This window comes from Phytomonospora sp. NPDC050363, assembly GCF_040655735.1.
GTDB lineage: Bacteria > Actinomycetota > Actinomycetes > Mycobacteriales > Micromonosporaceae > Phytomonospora.
Genome location: NZ_JBFAKK010000005.1, coordinates 63,839 through 78,747 on the forward strand (window position 1 = coordinate 63,839; position 14,909 = coordinate 78,747).

Genomic DNA, 14,909 nt, shown 5'->3' on the forward strand with positions numbered 1-14,909 from the left:
CATGACCCTTCGCGTCAAGGAGCGCCTGACGGGGCTGGCGTTCGCCGTCATCCTCGTGGCGCTGCTGGGTGTGTGCGTCGCGGCCTATATGAAGGTCTTCACGCCGGTCACGTGGGTCTCGCTGGAGACCGACCACACCGGACTCCAGTTCAACGAGGGCGCCGACGTCAAGCTGCACGGTGTGCTGGTCGGCGAGGTCCGCACGATCGCCAGTCAGGGCGAGGGCGCGCGGCTGCGGCTGGCGCTCGATCCGGCGATGGCGCGCCAGATCCCCGGCGACGTGTCGGCGCGGCTGCTGCCCAAGACCCTGTTCGGGGAGAAGTACGTCGAGCTCGTGCCGGTCTCGGCCTCGGCGGCGGCGATCGCGCCCGGGTCGGTCATCACGCAGGACCGCACCTCGACGGGCGTCGAGCTGGAGTCGGTGCTCAACAACGCGCTGCCGCTGCTGCGGGCGATCCCGCCGGACAAGCTCTCGGCGACGCTGTCGGCGATGGCCACCGCGCTCGAAGGCCGCGGCGAGCAGCTGGGCGCGACGATCGTGCGGCTCGGCGACTACGTCCGCGAGCTCAACGAGGAGATGCCGACGATCGAGGCCGACCTCGAACTTCTCGCGCAGGTCCTCGACAACTACCACGGCGCCCTGCCCGACCTCATGGGCGTGCTGCGCAACCTCACCGTCACCGCGAACACGATCACCGACCAGGAGTCGCAGCTCAAGGCCTTCCTGACCACCACCGCCGACTTCGCCGACGACACCCGCGTCTTCCTCGACCGCTACCAGGGGCGCCTCATCCAGTTCGGCGAGGTGACCCGCCCGGTCCTCGAACTCCTGGCGGCCTACGCGCCGGAATACCCGTGCCTGTTCGCCGGGCTGGTGAAGATCCAGCCGGCCATCGAGGACACCTTCGCCACCGGGCGCCTGCACATCACCCTGGAGATCGTCGCCAACAACGGCAAGTACGAGACGGGCCGCGACGAGCCGGAATGGAACGGCGGCACCGGCCCGGACTGCCGGGGCCTGCCGAACCCGAACGTGCCGGGCGCCGAGCACCCCATCGACAACGGCTACGACTACGACGGCAGCCGCGTCAACCTCCCCATCGAGCTGCCCGGCCTCACCGACGCCGAGTCGACGGTGACGCCCCCGGCGGGCCTGCCGCTGATCGAGCCGCCCGGCGAGGACAACCCGGCCGTGTTCGACCCGACGATGGGCTACTCCGGCACCGCCGAGGAGCAGGCCGTCATCGACCCGCTGGTGGCCGCCTTCACCGGCCAGAACGTCACCGACCTCAGCGACCTCGCCACTCTCCTGTGGGGTCCGCTGCTGAGGGGCACGACCGTCAACGCGACCAGCTGACCCACGACGAGACCGAAAGGAGGCAGGAGCATGCGGCACACCCCCGAGCGCCGGTCGCGGCACCCGGACCGAGCGTCACGGGCCCGCGAGCAGCCTCGACCCCCGGTTGTTACCGACTCGTAACTTCGAAACCCGTGACCTGCCCCACCCGGCTGTCGTTGAATCACGCATAAGCCGGGCGTGTCCCCCCTCAACCCCTCACACACCCGGCGGGAGGAGCCGTGCGAAGCAACCCCACCGGACGCGCAGCCGCCAAGTTCAGCGTGTTCGCCGTGGTCACCCTGCTCGCCCTTGCGTTGCTCACCGAGTCGCTCGGTGGCTTCGACCTACCGGGCGGTGTCTCCTACCGTGCCCAGTTCACCGACGTCACCGGCGTCCTGGCCGGAGACGACGTCCGCATCGCCGGCGTGAAGGTCGGCGAGGTCACCGAGGTCGCCCTCAAGCAGGACGAGACCACGACCTACGCCGAGGTCGCCTTCAACCTCGACTCGGCCACCCGGCGCCTGCCCAGCAGCGTCGAGGCGACCATCCGCTACCGCAACCTCGTCGGCCAGCGCTACATCGCCCTCGCCGAGGCGCCCGGACCGGCCACCAGCCTCGAACCCGGCGCGACGATCCCGCTCGCCCAGACCAACCCGGCCCTCGACCTGACCGCCCTGTTCAACGGCTTCCGCCCGCTGTTCTCGGCGCTCAATCCCGAAGAGGTCAACAAGGTCTCCTACGAGATCGTCCAGGTCCTCCAGGGCGAGGGCGGCACCCTCGCCAGCCTCCTGGAGCACACCGGCTCGCTCACCACGACCCTCGCCGACCGCGACGAGGTCATCGGCCGCGTCATCACCAACCTCAACTCCGTGCTGGCCACCGTCGCCGAACGCGACGAGGAGCTGTCCACGGCCATCGGCCGCCTCCAGGAGTTCGTCAGCGGCCTCGCCGACGACCGCGAGGTCCTCGGCGAGTCGATCGTGTCGATCGGCACCCTCGCCGACCAGACGCAGAGCCTGGTGTCGGACGCGCGTCCCGAACTCAAGGCCGACATCGGCGCCCTCGGCGAACTCGCCGCCAACCTCGGCTCCAACGGCGACGCGCTCGAAACGGCCCTCGAACGCCTCCCGGACACCTACGCCAACCTGACCCGCACCGGCTCCCACGGGTCGTGGTTCAACTTCTTCCTCTGCAACGCCGACGGCAGCATCACCCTCCCCGTCGTCGGCCCGGTCAACCCGGCGACGCTCAACTCGCCGAAGGCCAGGTGCCAGTGAAGTCCTTCAGTGAACGCAACCCCGTCCCGATGGGCGTCACCGCGATCATCGTGCTGGTCGCGGCCGTCGTCGGCGCGTTCAGCATCAACGACATCAAGGGCTTCCTCGGCGGGCAGACCTACACCGCCCAGTTCCGCGACGCCGCCCAGCTCAACCCCGGCACCGAGGTCCGCGTCGCCGGCGTGAAGGTCGGCGAGGTCACCGACGTGTCCCTCACCGGTCTGGGCACCCCCGAACCGCACGTCCGCGTCGACTTCCGCATCGACGGCGACGTCCGACTCGGCGAGCAGACCGGCGCCACCGTGCAGCTCAAGACCCTCCTCGGGCAGCGATACGTCGCGCTCGCACCGGCCGGAGGCGGCGAACTCGAACCCGGCGACACCATCCCGCTGGCCCGTACCGCCACACCCCTCGACGTCGTCGACGCCGTCAACGGCCTCGCCGACACCTTCGGCGAGATCGACACCGACGCCCTCGCGCTGGCCATGTCGACCCTCACCGACACCCTCGAAGAGACCCCCGAGGGCTTCAACGCCTCCATCGACGGCCTGTCGCGCCTGTCGCAGACCATCGCGTCCCGCGACGAGGAACTGCGCGGGCTCCTGGAGCACGCCGCGACCGTCACGAGCGCGCTGGCCGAACGCGACGACGAGTTCGTCAAGCTCGTCGAGGACGGCAACCGCCTCCTCGAAGAGGTCCGCAACCGCAAGGACGCCATCCACGAACTCCTGGTCGCCACCTCGGCGCTGTCGGAGGAGCTCGAAGGGCTCGTCATCGACAACTCCGAACAGCTGCGGCCGGCGCTGGACAACCTCGACGTGGTCACCCAGCTGCTCCTGGCCAACAGCGAGAACCTGGAGGCCACCCTGACGAACATGGGCCCCTTCGTCACCGCCTTCTCCAACGTCCTGGGCAACGGCCGCTGGTTCGACTCCTACATCGACGGGCTTCTCCAGCCCTATGGCGTCGGCGAACCGCCCGCCCCGAAGGAAGGGGAGTAGACATGCGAGCGGCTCTCCGCAAGTCCTCCCTGAGGAGTCGACCGGTCGTCTTCGCCGCCGTCGCCGTCCTGCTCATCGCCGGCTTCTTCGCCTGGCAGCGCCTGAGCTCCGACACCACCCGCGTCAGCGTCCACCTCAGCCGCGCCGTCGGACTCTTCCCCGGCTCCGAGGTCCGCATCCTCGGCGTGAAGGTCGGCGAGGTCGTCAAGGTCGAACCCGCCGGCACGCGCGTGCTCGTCGAGATGTCCTGGGACGCCGACTACCCCGTCCCCGCCGACGCCAGCGCCATCGTCGTCCCGCCCAGCCTGGTCGCCGACCGCTACATCCAGCTCGCCCCCGCCTACACCGGCGGCGCGAAACTCGCCGACGGCGCCGAACTCGACCCGAACCGCGCGATCGTCCCCCTCGAACTCGACGAGGTCTACACCGCGCTCAACGAGTTCGCCACGGCCCTCGGGCCGCAGGGCGCCGCCGCCGACGGTGAACTCCAAGAACTCCTCGAAGCCGCGCGCGAGAACCTCGAAGGCAACGGCGTCGCCCTCGGCGACAGCCTCGACAACCTCGCCCAGGCCCTCTCGACGGTCTCCGACGGCCGCGGCGACCTCTTCGCCACCATCGAGAACCTCTCGACCTTCACCACCGCCCTCGCCCAGAGCGACGCCCAGGTCCGGCTGTTCAACGAGCAGCTCGCCGAGGTCGCCGGGAACCTCTCCGAGGAGCGCGACGAACTCGGCGACGCCCTCCAGAAGCTCGCCGGCGCGCTGGTCGTGGTCACCGGCTTCATCCAGGACAACAAGGAGAGCCTGGTGACCAACGTCGACGCGCTCGCCGAGCTCACCGGCGTCCTGGCCCGCCAGCAGGACGCCCTGATCACCGCCCTCGACTACGCACCGGTCGCGCTGTCGGACCTCCAGCTCGCCTACAACGCGCGCTCGGGCACCCTCGACACCCGCGACAACCTCCTCGGCGCCAACGATCCCGCCGGGTTCGTGTGCAACCTCATCGCCGGGCTCCTCCCCGTCGACGAGGTCCCCATCGAGTGCGTCAACCTCGCCGCCGCGCTGGCCGAAGCGGGCGTCCAGCTCCCCGCCGACCTCGCCAAACTCGCCGGGGGGAACTGATGCGCACGCGACTGGCCGCCCTCCTGCTCCCCGCGGCTCTCGGGCTGACGGCCTGCTCCTCCATGCCCCTCCCCGGCGGGGAAGGCATGGGCGGCTACGCCGTCACCATCGAGTTCGCCGACGTCCTCGACCTCGTGCAGAACTCCTCGGTGAAGGTCAACGACGTCACCGTCGGCACCGTCGAGGACATCTCCGTCGACGGCTGGACCGCCGAGGTCACTGTCCGCGTCAACGACGACGTCGTCCTGCCGGCCAACAGCACCGCCGCGCTGCGCCAGACCAGCCTCCTCGGCGAGAAGTTCGTCGCGCTCAGCCCGCCCATCGACGTCGCCCCCGCCGGCGAACTCACCGACGGCTCCACCATCCCCATCGAGCGCACCCGCCGCTCCGCCGAGGTCGAGGAGGTCCTCGGCGCGCTCGCGCTGACCCTCGGCGGCGGCGGACTCGAACAGCTGCGGACCATCAACACCGAACTCATCGACGCCCTCGAAGGCCGCGAGTCCGACATCAAGGACACCCTCGGGGAGCTCGACGCCTTCGTGACCGCCCTCGACGCCCAGCGCGAGCAGATCGTCGACGCCATCGAGGCCCTCGACGCGCTGGCCATCGACCTGGCGAAGCAGAAGGACGACATCGGCGCCGCCCTCGAAGCCCTCGGTCCGGGCGCCGAGGTCCTCGCCGGGCAGCAGGACAACCTCACCGCCGCACTCGAAGCGCTCAAGAACCTCGGCGACGTCGGCACGCAGGTCATCGAGGCCAGCCGCGACGACACGCTCGGCTCGATCGAGGCGCTCCAGCCGATCCTCGAACAGCTCGTGGCCGCCGGCGACGACTTCCCCCAAGGCCTCGAACTGGCCCTGTCCTACCCCTTCCCGCACAACGTCTCCGACGCCGTCCAGGGCGACTTCGTCAACCTGCACATCACCCTCGACCTCGACCTCGGCAGTGTCCTGGGCAACCTGTTCGGCGGCAAACCGGTCGACCCCGCCCCCGGCGAAGGGGACCCGAACGGCGAGGAGCCCGACACGGCCGAACCCGGCCCGGGCGAGGCGAACCCCCTGATCGGCGGCCTCGCCGAACTGCTGCTGGGAGGACTGGCCGGATGATCACCCGACGCGCACGGATCCAGATCGCCCTGTTCGTCGTGCTGTCACTGGCCGGCGCGCTGTTCGTCGGCTTCAAGTACCTCGGCATCGGCGACGGCTCCTACCAGGTCTTCGTCGACATGGACGAGACCGGCGGTGCCTACACCCACGGCTCGGTCACCTACCGGGGCGTGCAGATCGGCCGCGTCGGTGAGATCAGCCTGCGCCCCGGCGGCGCCCGCGTCCAGCTCGACATCGACCGCGGCGTGCAGGTCCCCAGCGACCTCAAGGTCGTCGTCGCCAACCGCTCGGCCGTCGGCGAGCAGTACGTCGACCTGCGCCCGGCCACCGACAGCGCCCCCTACCTGGAGCCCGGCGACACGATCGGCGCGGACCGCGTCACCACGCCCCTGGCCGTCGAGAGCCTGCTGACCAACCTCGACGCGCTCGTCGCCGCCGTCGACCCCGACGACCTCGGCGTCGTCATCGACGAGCTGGGCAAGGCCTTCGAAGGAAACGGCGACGCCCTCGCCACGATCCTCGACGCCACCGACGTGCTCCTCACCGACGCCACCACCTACCTCCCCGAGACCCTCGCCCTCCTGGAGGACGGCCGGACCGTCCTCGACACCCAGGCCGACTCCGCCGAGGCCATCGACCAGTGGGCCAAGGGCCTGCGCGAGTTCACCGAGACCCTCAAGGACTCCGACGGCGACCTGCGCGCGATCCTCGCCGAAGCCCCCGCGACGACCACCGAGGTCAGCGGCCTCATCCGCGACCTCGACCCGCAACTGGGCGTCCTGCTCGGCAACATGATCAGCGTCAACGGCGTCGCCGTCCGCCGCCTCCCCGGCATCGAGAGCCTGCTCATCTCCTACCCCTCGGTCGTGTCGGGCTCCTTCACCGTCACCCCCGGGGACGGCACCGCGCACTTCGGCCTCGTCCTCAACTTCGACAACCCGCCGCCGTGCGTCTACAACAAGGGCGCCGGCCCGGTCACCTGCACCGGCGGTGAACTCGGCGACGGCTCGGCCGTGCGCGGCTGGCAGAACGCCCCCGGCCCCACCGGCGGCCCCATCCACCCCGCCCCGCTCCCCGGCGAGCCCGAACCCGACCCCGAGTCGGAGACACCGGCCCCCGTCTCACCCGGCACCACCGTCGCCGGATACGACCCCGCCACCGGACTCGTCGTCGACAACCTCGGCCTGCCGATCGCCTTCGGCGGCACCGGCGGGCAGTACGCCCTCGCCGGCGACCAATCATGGCGCCAGCTCCTGCTGGCCGGCCTCGCGGCTTAAGGAGGCCCGAACCACATGGACAACCCCAGCGTCTTCGAACGCCGCCCGCTCTGGATCGGGCTCAACATCGTGCTCGCCCTCGTCGTCGCGGGCGCGCTCGCCCTCGGCGGCATCACCGGCTGGCGATTCCTCGACGCCAACCGCGCCGACGACGCCCACACCGACGCCGTGTCCGCCGCCCGCCAACACGTCCGCAGCTTCATGACCACCGCCGCCGGGAGCGTCGACGCCGACCTCGACCGGATCGAGTCGGTCACCACCGGCACCTTCAACGAGGAATGGGCCAAGCAGAAGGCCGGCCTGCGCGAGACGATCGTGGCCAACCAGGCCACCTCCAGCGGGGAGATCCTCAGCGCAGCCGTCGTCTACGACAACCCCGACTTCCCCACCGACGGCGACTCCACCGGCGTCATCCTCGCCGCCGACGCGCGCGTCACCAACGTCAACGCCCCCGACGGGCGCGTCGTCCACTACCGGGTCATCGTCGCCATGGACCTCGTCGACGGTGAGTGGCTTATCGGGAAGCTGGAGTTCGTCTGATGAGCGGCAAATACGTCCCGCGCTCGCTGCGCGAACAGAAGCGCAAGCCCCGCACGACGGCGCCCTCGCGCATCCCCCAACAGCGCGTCGATACCCTCGACACCCCCGCCGACGGCTCGGCCAAGGCACCCACGAAGCCCTCCCCGCGCCCGCGACCCCGCCCCACACCCGGCACGCGCCCGGTGGCGAAGAGCCGCACCGCGGTCCTGCGCCGCCGCCCGCGAGGCCTCCGCCACCTGCGCCGCCTCGCCCTGCGCCTGTCCGCCACGGCGGTCCTGGTCCTGCTCGTCGCCGGCTCGGCCTTCTTCCTCTTCGAGCGCGAGAACGCCATCGACCGGGCCGTCGACGAGGCACAGGCCGAGGCCGTCGTCGCCGTCCAGGCGATCATCGCCTACGACTACCGCAACTTCGACTCCTCCCGCGACAACGGCCTCGCCCACGTCACCGGCGCCTTCGCCGAGGACTACGGCAAGCAGATGGACGCCCTGCGCGAACAGGCCACCAAGGAGAAGGCCGTCGTCTCCGCCCCCGTCACCGGCGCCGGAATCGTCGCCGTCGACACCGGCAGCGTCTGGTCGTTGACACCGAAATCGGTCGACGTGCTCCTCTACGTCAACCAGACCCGCCGCAACGACAACATCACCGGCGAGAAGGTCGACATGAACCGCATCGTCTTGCACATGGTCCCCGTCGACGGGACCTGGAAGGCCGCCGCCGTCACCGCCTACTAGTAGGCCACCGTGATGCGCTCGCGCACGTGGTCGCCCTTCTCCAGGGTGTCCACCAGCGCGACCGCGAAGTCCTCGGCACTGACGCGGCTGCGGCCCTCGGCGTCGGAGAGCAGCGCGTCCCCGCCCACCCGGAACTCGCCCGTGCGCTCGCCCGGCGCGATCTCGGCGGCGGGGGAGACGTAGGTCCAGCCGAGGTCGGTCAGCTCGCGGAACACGTCGAGGACCTCGCCCTGCGCGAGCGCCTCGGCCTTGTACGCCTCCGGGAAACCCTCGGTCTCGAACAGGCGCTTCCCGCCACCGACCTCAAGGCTGCCCGCACCGCCGACCCAGATCAGGCGCTTCACCTCGGCCTGGCGCGTCCCGTCGATGATCGACCCCGCCACCGCCAGGTAAGGACCCGTCGCCGGGGACCCGTCACGTGCGGGCGGCAGCGCCGCGACCACCGCGTCGGCGCCGGCGGCGAGCCCGGCGAGCGCCTTGGCGTCGCCTGCGTCGGCAGCGGCGAGGGTGAGGCGCGGGTGGGAGGGCAGGTCGTCGGCCCGTCCGCCGCGCGTGACGCCGACGACTTCGTGGCCGCGGCTGAGCGCCTCGGCGGCGACGCGCGAACCGACCATGCCGGAGGCGCCGATGAGGAGGATCTTCATGGGTACATGGAACGCGATGATTCGAACCTAGGTGGGCGAATTGAGAGGTTCGAATCCTAGTCGAACGAATGTGCGACCCCGCGAGGCAGTGATGGGGATAAATGCGCAATGATTTCGCACATGGCTCTTTCATTGATACCAGAGTGGTACCGTGATGGTATGGCTATGACTCTGCGACTCCCCGAAGACATCGACGCCCGCGCCAAGGTCCTCGCCGAGCGCGAGCACCGCAGCCTCCACAGTCTCGTCGTGAACGCGGTGGACGAGTACATCCGCCGCCACGGCGACGACGTGATCGTCGAGCAGCTCGGACGCAACATCGTCCGCCGGTACTCCGAGACACTCGATCGGCTGGGCAAATCATGACCGAGATTCGCTATCTCACCGTCGAGCAGCTGATGCTGCTCGCCGACCTCGCCGTCGAAGGCCGGGTCATCTACCGTGACGCCGGACTGATCGCCTCGGCGTCCGAGCGGCCGCGAACCGTCCTGTTCGGGCAGGAGCAGTATCCGACGCTCCTGGAGAAGGCCGCGGTGCTCATGCATTCGATCGCGCGGTTTCATCCGCTGATCGACGGAAACAAGCGCCTGGCCTGGGTGGCCACGGTGGTGTTCTGCGAGCTGAACGGTGCCTACGTCATCGCGACCGACGAAGGTGGTGAAGGATTCGACCTCACCATCGCCGTCGCTTCCGGTGAGCTCTCTGAGGTCGCCGACATCGCGAAGGCGCTCGCGCCCCTGGTCGAGCTCCCTGCGGCGCCCTCCGCCCGGCCTTCCGTCGAGCCGGAAACCCCCGTCGAGCCCGAGACCCCCACCGCCGAGTGACCGGACCGGGACCGCGCCCCTCGCGCGGTCCCGGCCGTCCGGGTCACTCCGCGAGGGTCCACTTCCCGTCGGCGTTGACGGTCACCACCGAGGGCCCGGCCTTGGCCGCGACGGTGCCCTCGTACTCGCCGATCTCGTTGACGGCGAGGTTGGGGAAGCCGCCGGCCGGGTACTGCACGACGATGAAGTTGCCCTCGCCGTCGTGGGTGGCCTTCCAGGTCGCGGCGTCCCCGTCGTAGAGGTACACGGCGTCGCCGCCGCCCTTGGCGGGGGAGGGCAGGGCCTTGGCGGCCGAGACGGGCGCGATCGTGATCGACCACTTCCCGTCGGCCTTGACCTCCAGGGTGACGGCCTCACCGAGGGCGGTCAGCCCGTAGGCGGCGGTGCCCTTGTAGTCGCCGATGGCGTTGACCAGCAGGTCGCCGGTGGGCTCGTTGTCCTTGTCGAGGCCGCTGACGATGAAGTTCGCCGACCCGTCGTGCGTGGCGGTGACGATCCCGGCCGAGGCGCCCTTGGGCAGTTCCAGGACCGTGTCGCCGCTGCCGGACTCCTCGACCGTCTCGAAGGTGCCGTACTCCTCGTCGTAGGGGTCGGCCTTCTTCTCCTCGGCGGGCTCGGCGGCGTCCTCGGCGGGGTCGGCGTCCTCGCCGGCGGGAGTGTTCGACGAGGAGTCGTCCTTCCCGTCGCCGGAGTTGAGGGCGGCGATGCCTCCGCCGCACACGCAGAGCAGGAGCACCACGGCTCCGACGATGAACCACCACTGCTGGAACACCGGCTTCTTGCGCGGCGGCTGGGGGACGGGCGGGCCGAAGGCGGGCGGCGGGGGCGGTGGAGGGACGGCGTTGTCCACGTTCTCTCCTCACGAGAGCGAAGAAGCGCATGAAAAGGCACAAATCAACATATCCGGCCGACAACGGGGTCACCGTCGAGTCGAGCGGGGGTGTGGCACGCCGCCGGGTCCACTCGGCGTGACGATCGGGCGACGGGCCGCCCGGTCAGGCCAACGTACGCAAGGTGTCGGGGGTCACCAAGGCCCGGCCGTCGGCACGATGGGGCAGGCCCGAATGCGTCATCGGCGCCCTTTCGATTCCCGTGCGACCGAGTCGGCGCCGGTGTCCGTATAGCCCTTGAGGGAGGGGCCGCAAAGGCGGCGATCACCTGTTCGAATCAACGATCCCGCCCCTGACCGGCGCGGACTTTCGGTGCGGACCGGCCGGGCGCTCTCACTCCCGCCACTCGCGCAACTCCAGTGCCCGTGACTGCTTCGTGACCAAATCCGGCCGTCCCCTTGACGACGTGACCTCCGTCAAGGCAAGCTATGCGCAGACAACGCCACTCACGCGTGGCCATACTGGTTCCAAGAGGCGTCCGGCCGGGGGGTTGAAGAGGGCGCTTGGACAGTCGTCTGTGCTTCGGCTACACTGCTAGTTTGCGCTGCCCTCTCACTCTTGAACCCGTGGGTAACTGCCCTTTAATCGGCTAAATGTCCGGTTATGGGAGTTTGACACGGGCCGTGTGGGGTGCGCGCTAAACGGCCGTTGCAACACAGGTCCTCGGAAGGACGCATCTTGGCAGCTTCCCGCCCTGCGAAGACCAATCTCACTACGAGCGCACTCGCTCCTCGTCGGATTTCATTCGGGAGGATCAAAGAGACCCTAGAGGTACCCAACCTCCTCGCCATCCAAAACGAGTCTTTCGACTGGCTCGTCGGCAATGAGGCTTGGCGCTCCAGGGTCTCCGAAGAGACCTCGCCCAAGTGCGGTCTTGACGAGATCCTCGAAGAAATCAGTCCGATTGAGGACTTCTCGGGCACAATGTCCCTCTCCTTCTCGAATCCTCGCTTCGACGAGGTGAAAGCCTCCACCGAGGAGTGCAAGGAGAAGGACCTCACCTATTGCGCCCCGCTGTTCGTCACCGCGGAGTTCATCAACCACAACACCGGTGAGATCAAGAGCCAGACGGTGTTCATGGGCGACTTCCCGATGATGACCCCGAAGGGGACGTTCATCATCAACGGCACCGAGCGTGTCGTCGTCTCCCAGCTTGTCCGTTCTCCGGGCGTGTACTTCGACAAGCAGCCCGACAAGACCAGTGACCGCGACCTGTCGCTGGTCAAGGTCATCCCGGGCCGCGGCGCCTGGCTCGAGTTCGACGTCGACAAGCGCGAGACCGTCGGTGTCCGCATCGACCGCAAGCGCCGGCAGGCCGTCACGGTCCTGCTGAAGGCCATCGGCTGGAGCGGCGAGCAGATCCGCGAGCGCTTCGGCTGGTCCGAGATCATGATGGCGACGCTCGAGAAGGACCACGTCGCCGGCACGGACGAGGCATTGCTGGACATCTACCGCAAGCTCCGTCCGGGCGAGCCGCCGACCAAGGACAACGCGCAGGCGCTGCTGGAGAACCTGTTCTTCAACCCCAAGCGCTACGACATGGCCAAGGTCGGCCGGTACAAGCTGAACAAGAAGTTCCACTCCGAGAACCCGGTCCAGACGAACACGCTGACCGAAGAGGACCTGGTCGCCACCATCGAGTACCTCGTTCGCCTGCACAACGGCGAAGAGGGCTACGAGGCCGACGACATCGACCACTTCGGCAACCGCCGCCTGCGCACCGTCGGCGAGCTCATCCAGAACCAGGTCCGCGTCGGCCTGTCCCGGATGGAGCGCGTCGTCCGCGAGCGCATGACGACGCAGGACGTCGAGGCCATCACGCCGCAGACCCTGATCAACATCCGTCCCGTCGTGGCGGCGATCAAGGAGTTCTTCGGAACCTCGCAGCTCTCGCAGTTCATGGACCAGGTCAACCCGCTCGCGGGCATGACCCACCGTCGCCGCCTGTCCGCGCTCGGCCCCGGTGGCCTTTCGCGTGACCGCGCCGGCATGGAGGTCCGTGACGTCCACCCGTCGCACTACGGCCGCATGTGCCCGATCGAGACGCCCGAGGGCCCGAACATCGGCCTCATCGGCGCGCTCTCGTCGTTCGCGCGGGTCAACCCGTTCGGCTTCATCGAGACGCCCTACCGCAAGGTCGTCGACGGCAAGGTCACCGAGCAGATCGACTACCTGACCGCCGACGAGGAGGACCGCTACATCAAGGCGCAGGCGAACACGCCGCTGCGCGCCGACGGTTCCTTCGCCGACGACCGGATCCTCGTCCGCCGTAAGGGCGGTGAGGCCGACCTGGTCACGGCCGAAGTGGTCGACTACATGGACGTCTCGCCGCGGCAGATGACCTCGGTCGCCACCGCGATGATCCCGTTCCTTGAGCACGACGACGCCAACCGTGCCCTCATGGGCGCGAACATGCAGCGGCAGGCCGTGCCGCTCATCAGGCCGAAGTCCCCGGTCGTCGGTACCGGCATGGAATACCGTGCCGCCGTCGACGCCGGTGACGTCGTCGTCGCCGAAGAGGCCGGTGTCGTCGAGGACCTGTGCGCCGACTACGTGACCGTGCACCAGGACGACGGCCACCGCCGTACCTACCTGCTGCACAAGTTCCGCCGGTCGAACGCGGGCACCTGCGTCAACCAGATCCCCGTCGTCAACGAGGGCGACCGCGTCGAGCGCGGTCAGGTCCTGGCCGATGGCCCGTCCACCGAAAAGGGTGAGATGGCGCTCGGCAAGAACCTCCTCGTGGCGTTCATGTCGTGGGAGGGTCACAACTACGAGGACGCGATCATCCTGTCGCAGCGCCTCGTGCAGGAGGACGAGCTCACCTCGGTGCACATCGAGGAGCACGAGGTCGACGCCCGTGACACCAAGCTCGGCCCCGAGGAGATCACCCGGGACATCCCGAACGTCTCCGAGGAGATGCTCGCCGACCTCGACGAGCGCGGGATCATCCGCATCGGCGCCGAGGTCCGCGACGGCGACATCCTCGTCGGCAAGGTCACGCCCAAGGGCGAGACCGAGCTGACCCCCGAGGAGCGTCTGCTGCGCGCGATCTTCGGCGAGAAGGCGCGCGAGGTGCGCGACACCTCGCTGAAGGTTCCGCACGGCGAGACCGGCACGGTCATCGGCGTTCGCACCTTCTCCCGCGACGACGGCGACGAGCTGTCCCCGGGCGTCAACGAACTGGTGCGCGTGTACGTGGCCCAGAAGCGCAAGATCTCCGACGGTGACAAGCTCGCCGGCCGCCACGGCAACAAGGGCGTGATCTCCAAGATCGTGCCCGCCGAGGACATGCCGTTCCTTGAGGACGGGACCCCGGTCGACGTTGTCCTCAACCCGCTGGGCGTGCCCGGCCGAATGAACATCGGCCAGGTCCTGGAGGTCCACCTCGGGTGGATCGCCACGCGCGGCTGGAAGATCGAGGGCGACGACGCCGACTGGAAGAAGGCGCTGCACGCGATCGGGGCCAGCGAGGCCCCGGCCAACAGCAACGTCGGTACCCCGGTCTTCGACGGTGTCAAGGAAGACGAGATCGTCGGGCTTCTGGAGAACACCCTGCCCAACCGCGACGGCCAGCGCATGGTCGGCGGAAACGGCAAGGCGCGCCTGTTCGACGGCCGCTCCGGCGAGATGATCCCGGACGCCATCGCGGTGGGCTACATGTACATCCTCAAGCTCAACCACCTCGTCGACGACAAGATCCACGCGCGTTCGACCGGTCCGTACTCGATGATCACGCAGCAGCCGCTGGGCGGTAAGGCCCAGTTCGGCGGCCAGCGCTTCGGTGAGATGGAGTGCTGGGCGATGCAGGCCTACGGCGCCGCCTACGCCCTGCAGGAGCTGCTGACCATCAAGTCCGACGACGTCGTCGGGCGCGTGAAGGTCTACGAGGCCGTGGTGAAGGGTGAGAACATCCCCGAGCCGGGTGTGCCGGAGTCGTTCAAGGTTCTGCTGAAGGAACTCCAGTCGCTGTGCCTGAACGTCGAGGTGCTCTCCAGTGACGGCGTCGCGCTCGAAATGCGCGACACCGACGACGAGATCTTCCGCGCGGCGGAGGAGCTCGGCATCGACCTGTCCCGGCACGAGCCGAGCAGCGTCGACCTGGAAGGCGCCTAGGCGGCCAGATCGATGGGGCCGGGTTCAACCCCCGGCCCCACCC

Annotated in this window: 13 protein-coding genes; 11 read left to right on the forward strand and 2 right to left on the reverse strand. The window is 69.2% G+C overall.

Annotation, left to right across the window (positions count from 1 at the left end; translation table 11 throughout):
- The first annotated feature begins 1 nt into the window (after position 1).
- From AB0I28_RS14790 to AB0I28_RS14825, 8 genes are all read left to right on the forward strand, one after another.
- Positions 2–1,357 (forward strand): MCE family protein, encoded by a 1,356-nt coding sequence (locus AB0I28_RS14790; RefSeq protein WP_357493385.1) that lies wholly within the window; start codon positions 2–4, stop codon positions 1,355–1,357.
- Positions 1,358–1,578: 221 nt separating this feature from the next.
- The gene (locus tag AB0I28_RS14795; protein ID WP_357493387.1) at positions 1,579–2,616 is read left to right on the forward strand and encodes an MCE family protein; all 1,038 of its coding nucleotides are present in this window, start codon (positions 1,579–1,581) and stop codon (positions 2,614–2,616) included.
- Positions 2,613–3,617 carry an MCE family protein gene (locus tag AB0I28_RS14800; protein WP_357493389.1) on the forward strand — a complete coding sequence of 335 codons (1,005 nt, stop codon included), beginning with the start codon at positions 2,613–2,615 and terminating at the stop codon, positions 3,615–3,617. Before AB0I28_RS14795 ends, AB0I28_RS14800 begins: the two co-directional genes overlap by 4 nt.
- Positions 3,618–3,619: 2 nt before the next feature.
- On the forward strand, positions 3,620–4,738 hold the full coding sequence (locus tag AB0I28_RS14805) for an MCE family protein (protein ID WP_357493390.1): 1,119 nt from the start codon (positions 3,620–3,622) through the stop codon (positions 4,736–4,738).
- Positions 4,738–5,844 carry an MCE family protein gene (locus AB0I28_RS14810; RefSeq protein WP_357493392.1) on the forward strand — a complete coding sequence of 369 codons (1,107 nt, stop codon included), beginning with the start codon at positions 4,738–4,740 and terminating at the stop codon, positions 5,842–5,844. The genes AB0I28_RS14805 and AB0I28_RS14810 overlap by 1 nt, the downstream gene beginning before the upstream one ends.
- A complete protein-coding gene (locus AB0I28_RS14815; RefSeq protein ID WP_357493394.1) occupies positions 5,841–7,121 on the forward strand; it encodes an MlaD family protein in 1,281 nt (426 codons plus the stop codon). Before AB0I28_RS14810 ends, AB0I28_RS14815 begins: the two co-directional genes overlap by 4 nt.
- A gap of 15 nt (positions 7,122–7,136) precedes the next feature.
- Positions 7,137–7,661 carry a hypothetical protein gene (locus tag AB0I28_RS14820; protein WP_357493395.1) on the forward strand — a complete coding sequence of 175 codons (525 nt, stop codon included), beginning with the start codon at positions 7,137–7,139 and terminating at the stop codon, positions 7,659–7,661.
- Positions 7,661–8,392 (forward strand): hypothetical protein, encoded by a 732-nt coding sequence (locus AB0I28_RS14825; RefSeq protein ID WP_357493397.1) that lies wholly within the window; start codon positions 7,661–7,663, stop codon positions 8,390–8,392. Before AB0I28_RS14820 ends, AB0I28_RS14825 begins: the two co-directional genes overlap by 1 nt.
- On the opposite strand, the gene AB0I28_RS14830 is transcribed toward AB0I28_RS14825, so the two are convergent.
- Positions 8,389–9,036 (reverse strand): NAD(P)H-binding protein, encoded by a 648-nt coding sequence (locus tag AB0I28_RS14830; protein ID WP_357493399.1) that lies wholly within the window; start codon positions 9,034–9,036, stop codon positions 8,389–8,391. The two genes, AB0I28_RS14825 and AB0I28_RS14830, sit on opposite strands and share 4 nt — an antisense overlap.
- A gap of 165 nt (positions 9,037–9,201) precedes the next feature.
- Here AB0I28_RS14830 and AB0I28_RS14835 point away from each other — a divergent pair, with 165 nt between their 5' ends.
- Both AB0I28_RS14835 and AB0I28_RS14840 read left to right on the forward strand, forming a co-directional pair.
- A complete protein-coding gene (locus tag AB0I28_RS14835; protein ID WP_357493401.1) occupies positions 9,202–9,402 on the forward strand; it encodes a hypothetical protein in 201 nt (66 codons plus the stop codon).
- Positions 9,399–9,860: a type II toxin-antitoxin system death-on-curing family toxin gene (locus tag AB0I28_RS14840; RefSeq protein ID WP_357493402.1), complete on the forward strand. Its 462-nt coding sequence runs from the start codon at positions 9,399–9,401 to the stop codon at positions 9,858–9,860. The genes AB0I28_RS14835 and AB0I28_RS14840 overlap by 4 nt, the downstream gene beginning before the upstream one ends.
- Before the next feature lie 43 nt (positions 9,861–9,903).
- Here AB0I28_RS14840 and AB0I28_RS14845 read toward each other — a convergent pair whose 3' ends face one another.
- Positions 9,904–10,710 (reverse strand): hypothetical protein, encoded by an 807-nt coding sequence (locus tag AB0I28_RS14845; RefSeq protein ID WP_357493404.1) that lies wholly within the window; start codon positions 10,708–10,710, stop codon positions 9,904–9,906.
- A gap of 718 nt (positions 10,711–11,428) precedes the next feature.
- Here AB0I28_RS14845 and AB0I28_RS14850 point away from each other — a divergent pair.
- Positions 11,429–14,866 carry a DNA-directed RNA polymerase subunit beta gene (locus tag AB0I28_RS14850; RefSeq protein ID WP_357493405.1) on the forward strand — a complete coding sequence of 1,146 codons (3,438 nt, stop codon included), beginning with the start codon at positions 11,429–11,431 and terminating at the stop codon, positions 14,864–14,866.
- The last annotated feature ends 43 nt before the right edge of the window (positions 14,867–14,909 follow it).

What these genes read in the sequence shown, in the direction of transcription:
- AB0I28_RS14790 (WP_357493385.1), top strand. Translation starts at nt 2, where the DNA reads ATGACCCTTCGCGTCAAGGAGCGCCTGACGGGGCTGGCGTTCGCCGTC.
- AB0I28_RS14805 (WP_357493390.1), top strand. Translation starts at nt 3,620, where the DNA reads ATGCGAGCGGCTCTCCGCAAGTCCTCCCTGAGGAGTCGACCGGTCGTC.
- AB0I28_RS14810 (WP_357493392.1), top strand. Translation starts at nt 4,738, where the DNA reads ATGCGCACGCGACTGGCCGCCCTCCTGCTCCCCGCGGCTCTCGGGCTG.
- AB0I28_RS14815 (WP_357493394.1), top strand. Translation starts at nt 5,841, where the DNA reads ATGATCACCCGACGCGCACGGATCCAGATCGCCCTGTTCGTCGTGCTG.
- AB0I28_RS14820 (WP_357493395.1), top strand. Translation starts at nt 7,137, where the DNA reads ATGGACAACCCCAGCGTCTTCGAACGCCGCCCGCTCTGGATCGGGCTC.
- AB0I28_RS14825 (WP_357493397.1), top strand. Translation starts at nt 7,661, where the DNA reads ATGAGCGGCAAATACGTCCCGCGCTCGCTGCGCGAACAGAAGCGCAAG.
- AB0I28_RS14830 (WP_357493399.1), bottom strand. Translation starts at nt 9,036, where the DNA reads ATGAAGATCCTCCTCATCGGCGCCTCCGGCATGGTCGGTTCGCGCGTC.
- AB0I28_RS14835 (WP_357493401.1), top strand. Translation starts at nt 9,202, where the DNA reads ATGACTCTGCGACTCCCCGAAGACATCGACGCCCGCGCCAAGGTCCTC.
- AB0I28_RS14840 (WP_357493402.1), top strand. Translation starts at nt 9,399, where the DNA reads ATGACCGAGATTCGCTATCTCACCGTCGAGCAGCTGATGCTGCTCGCC.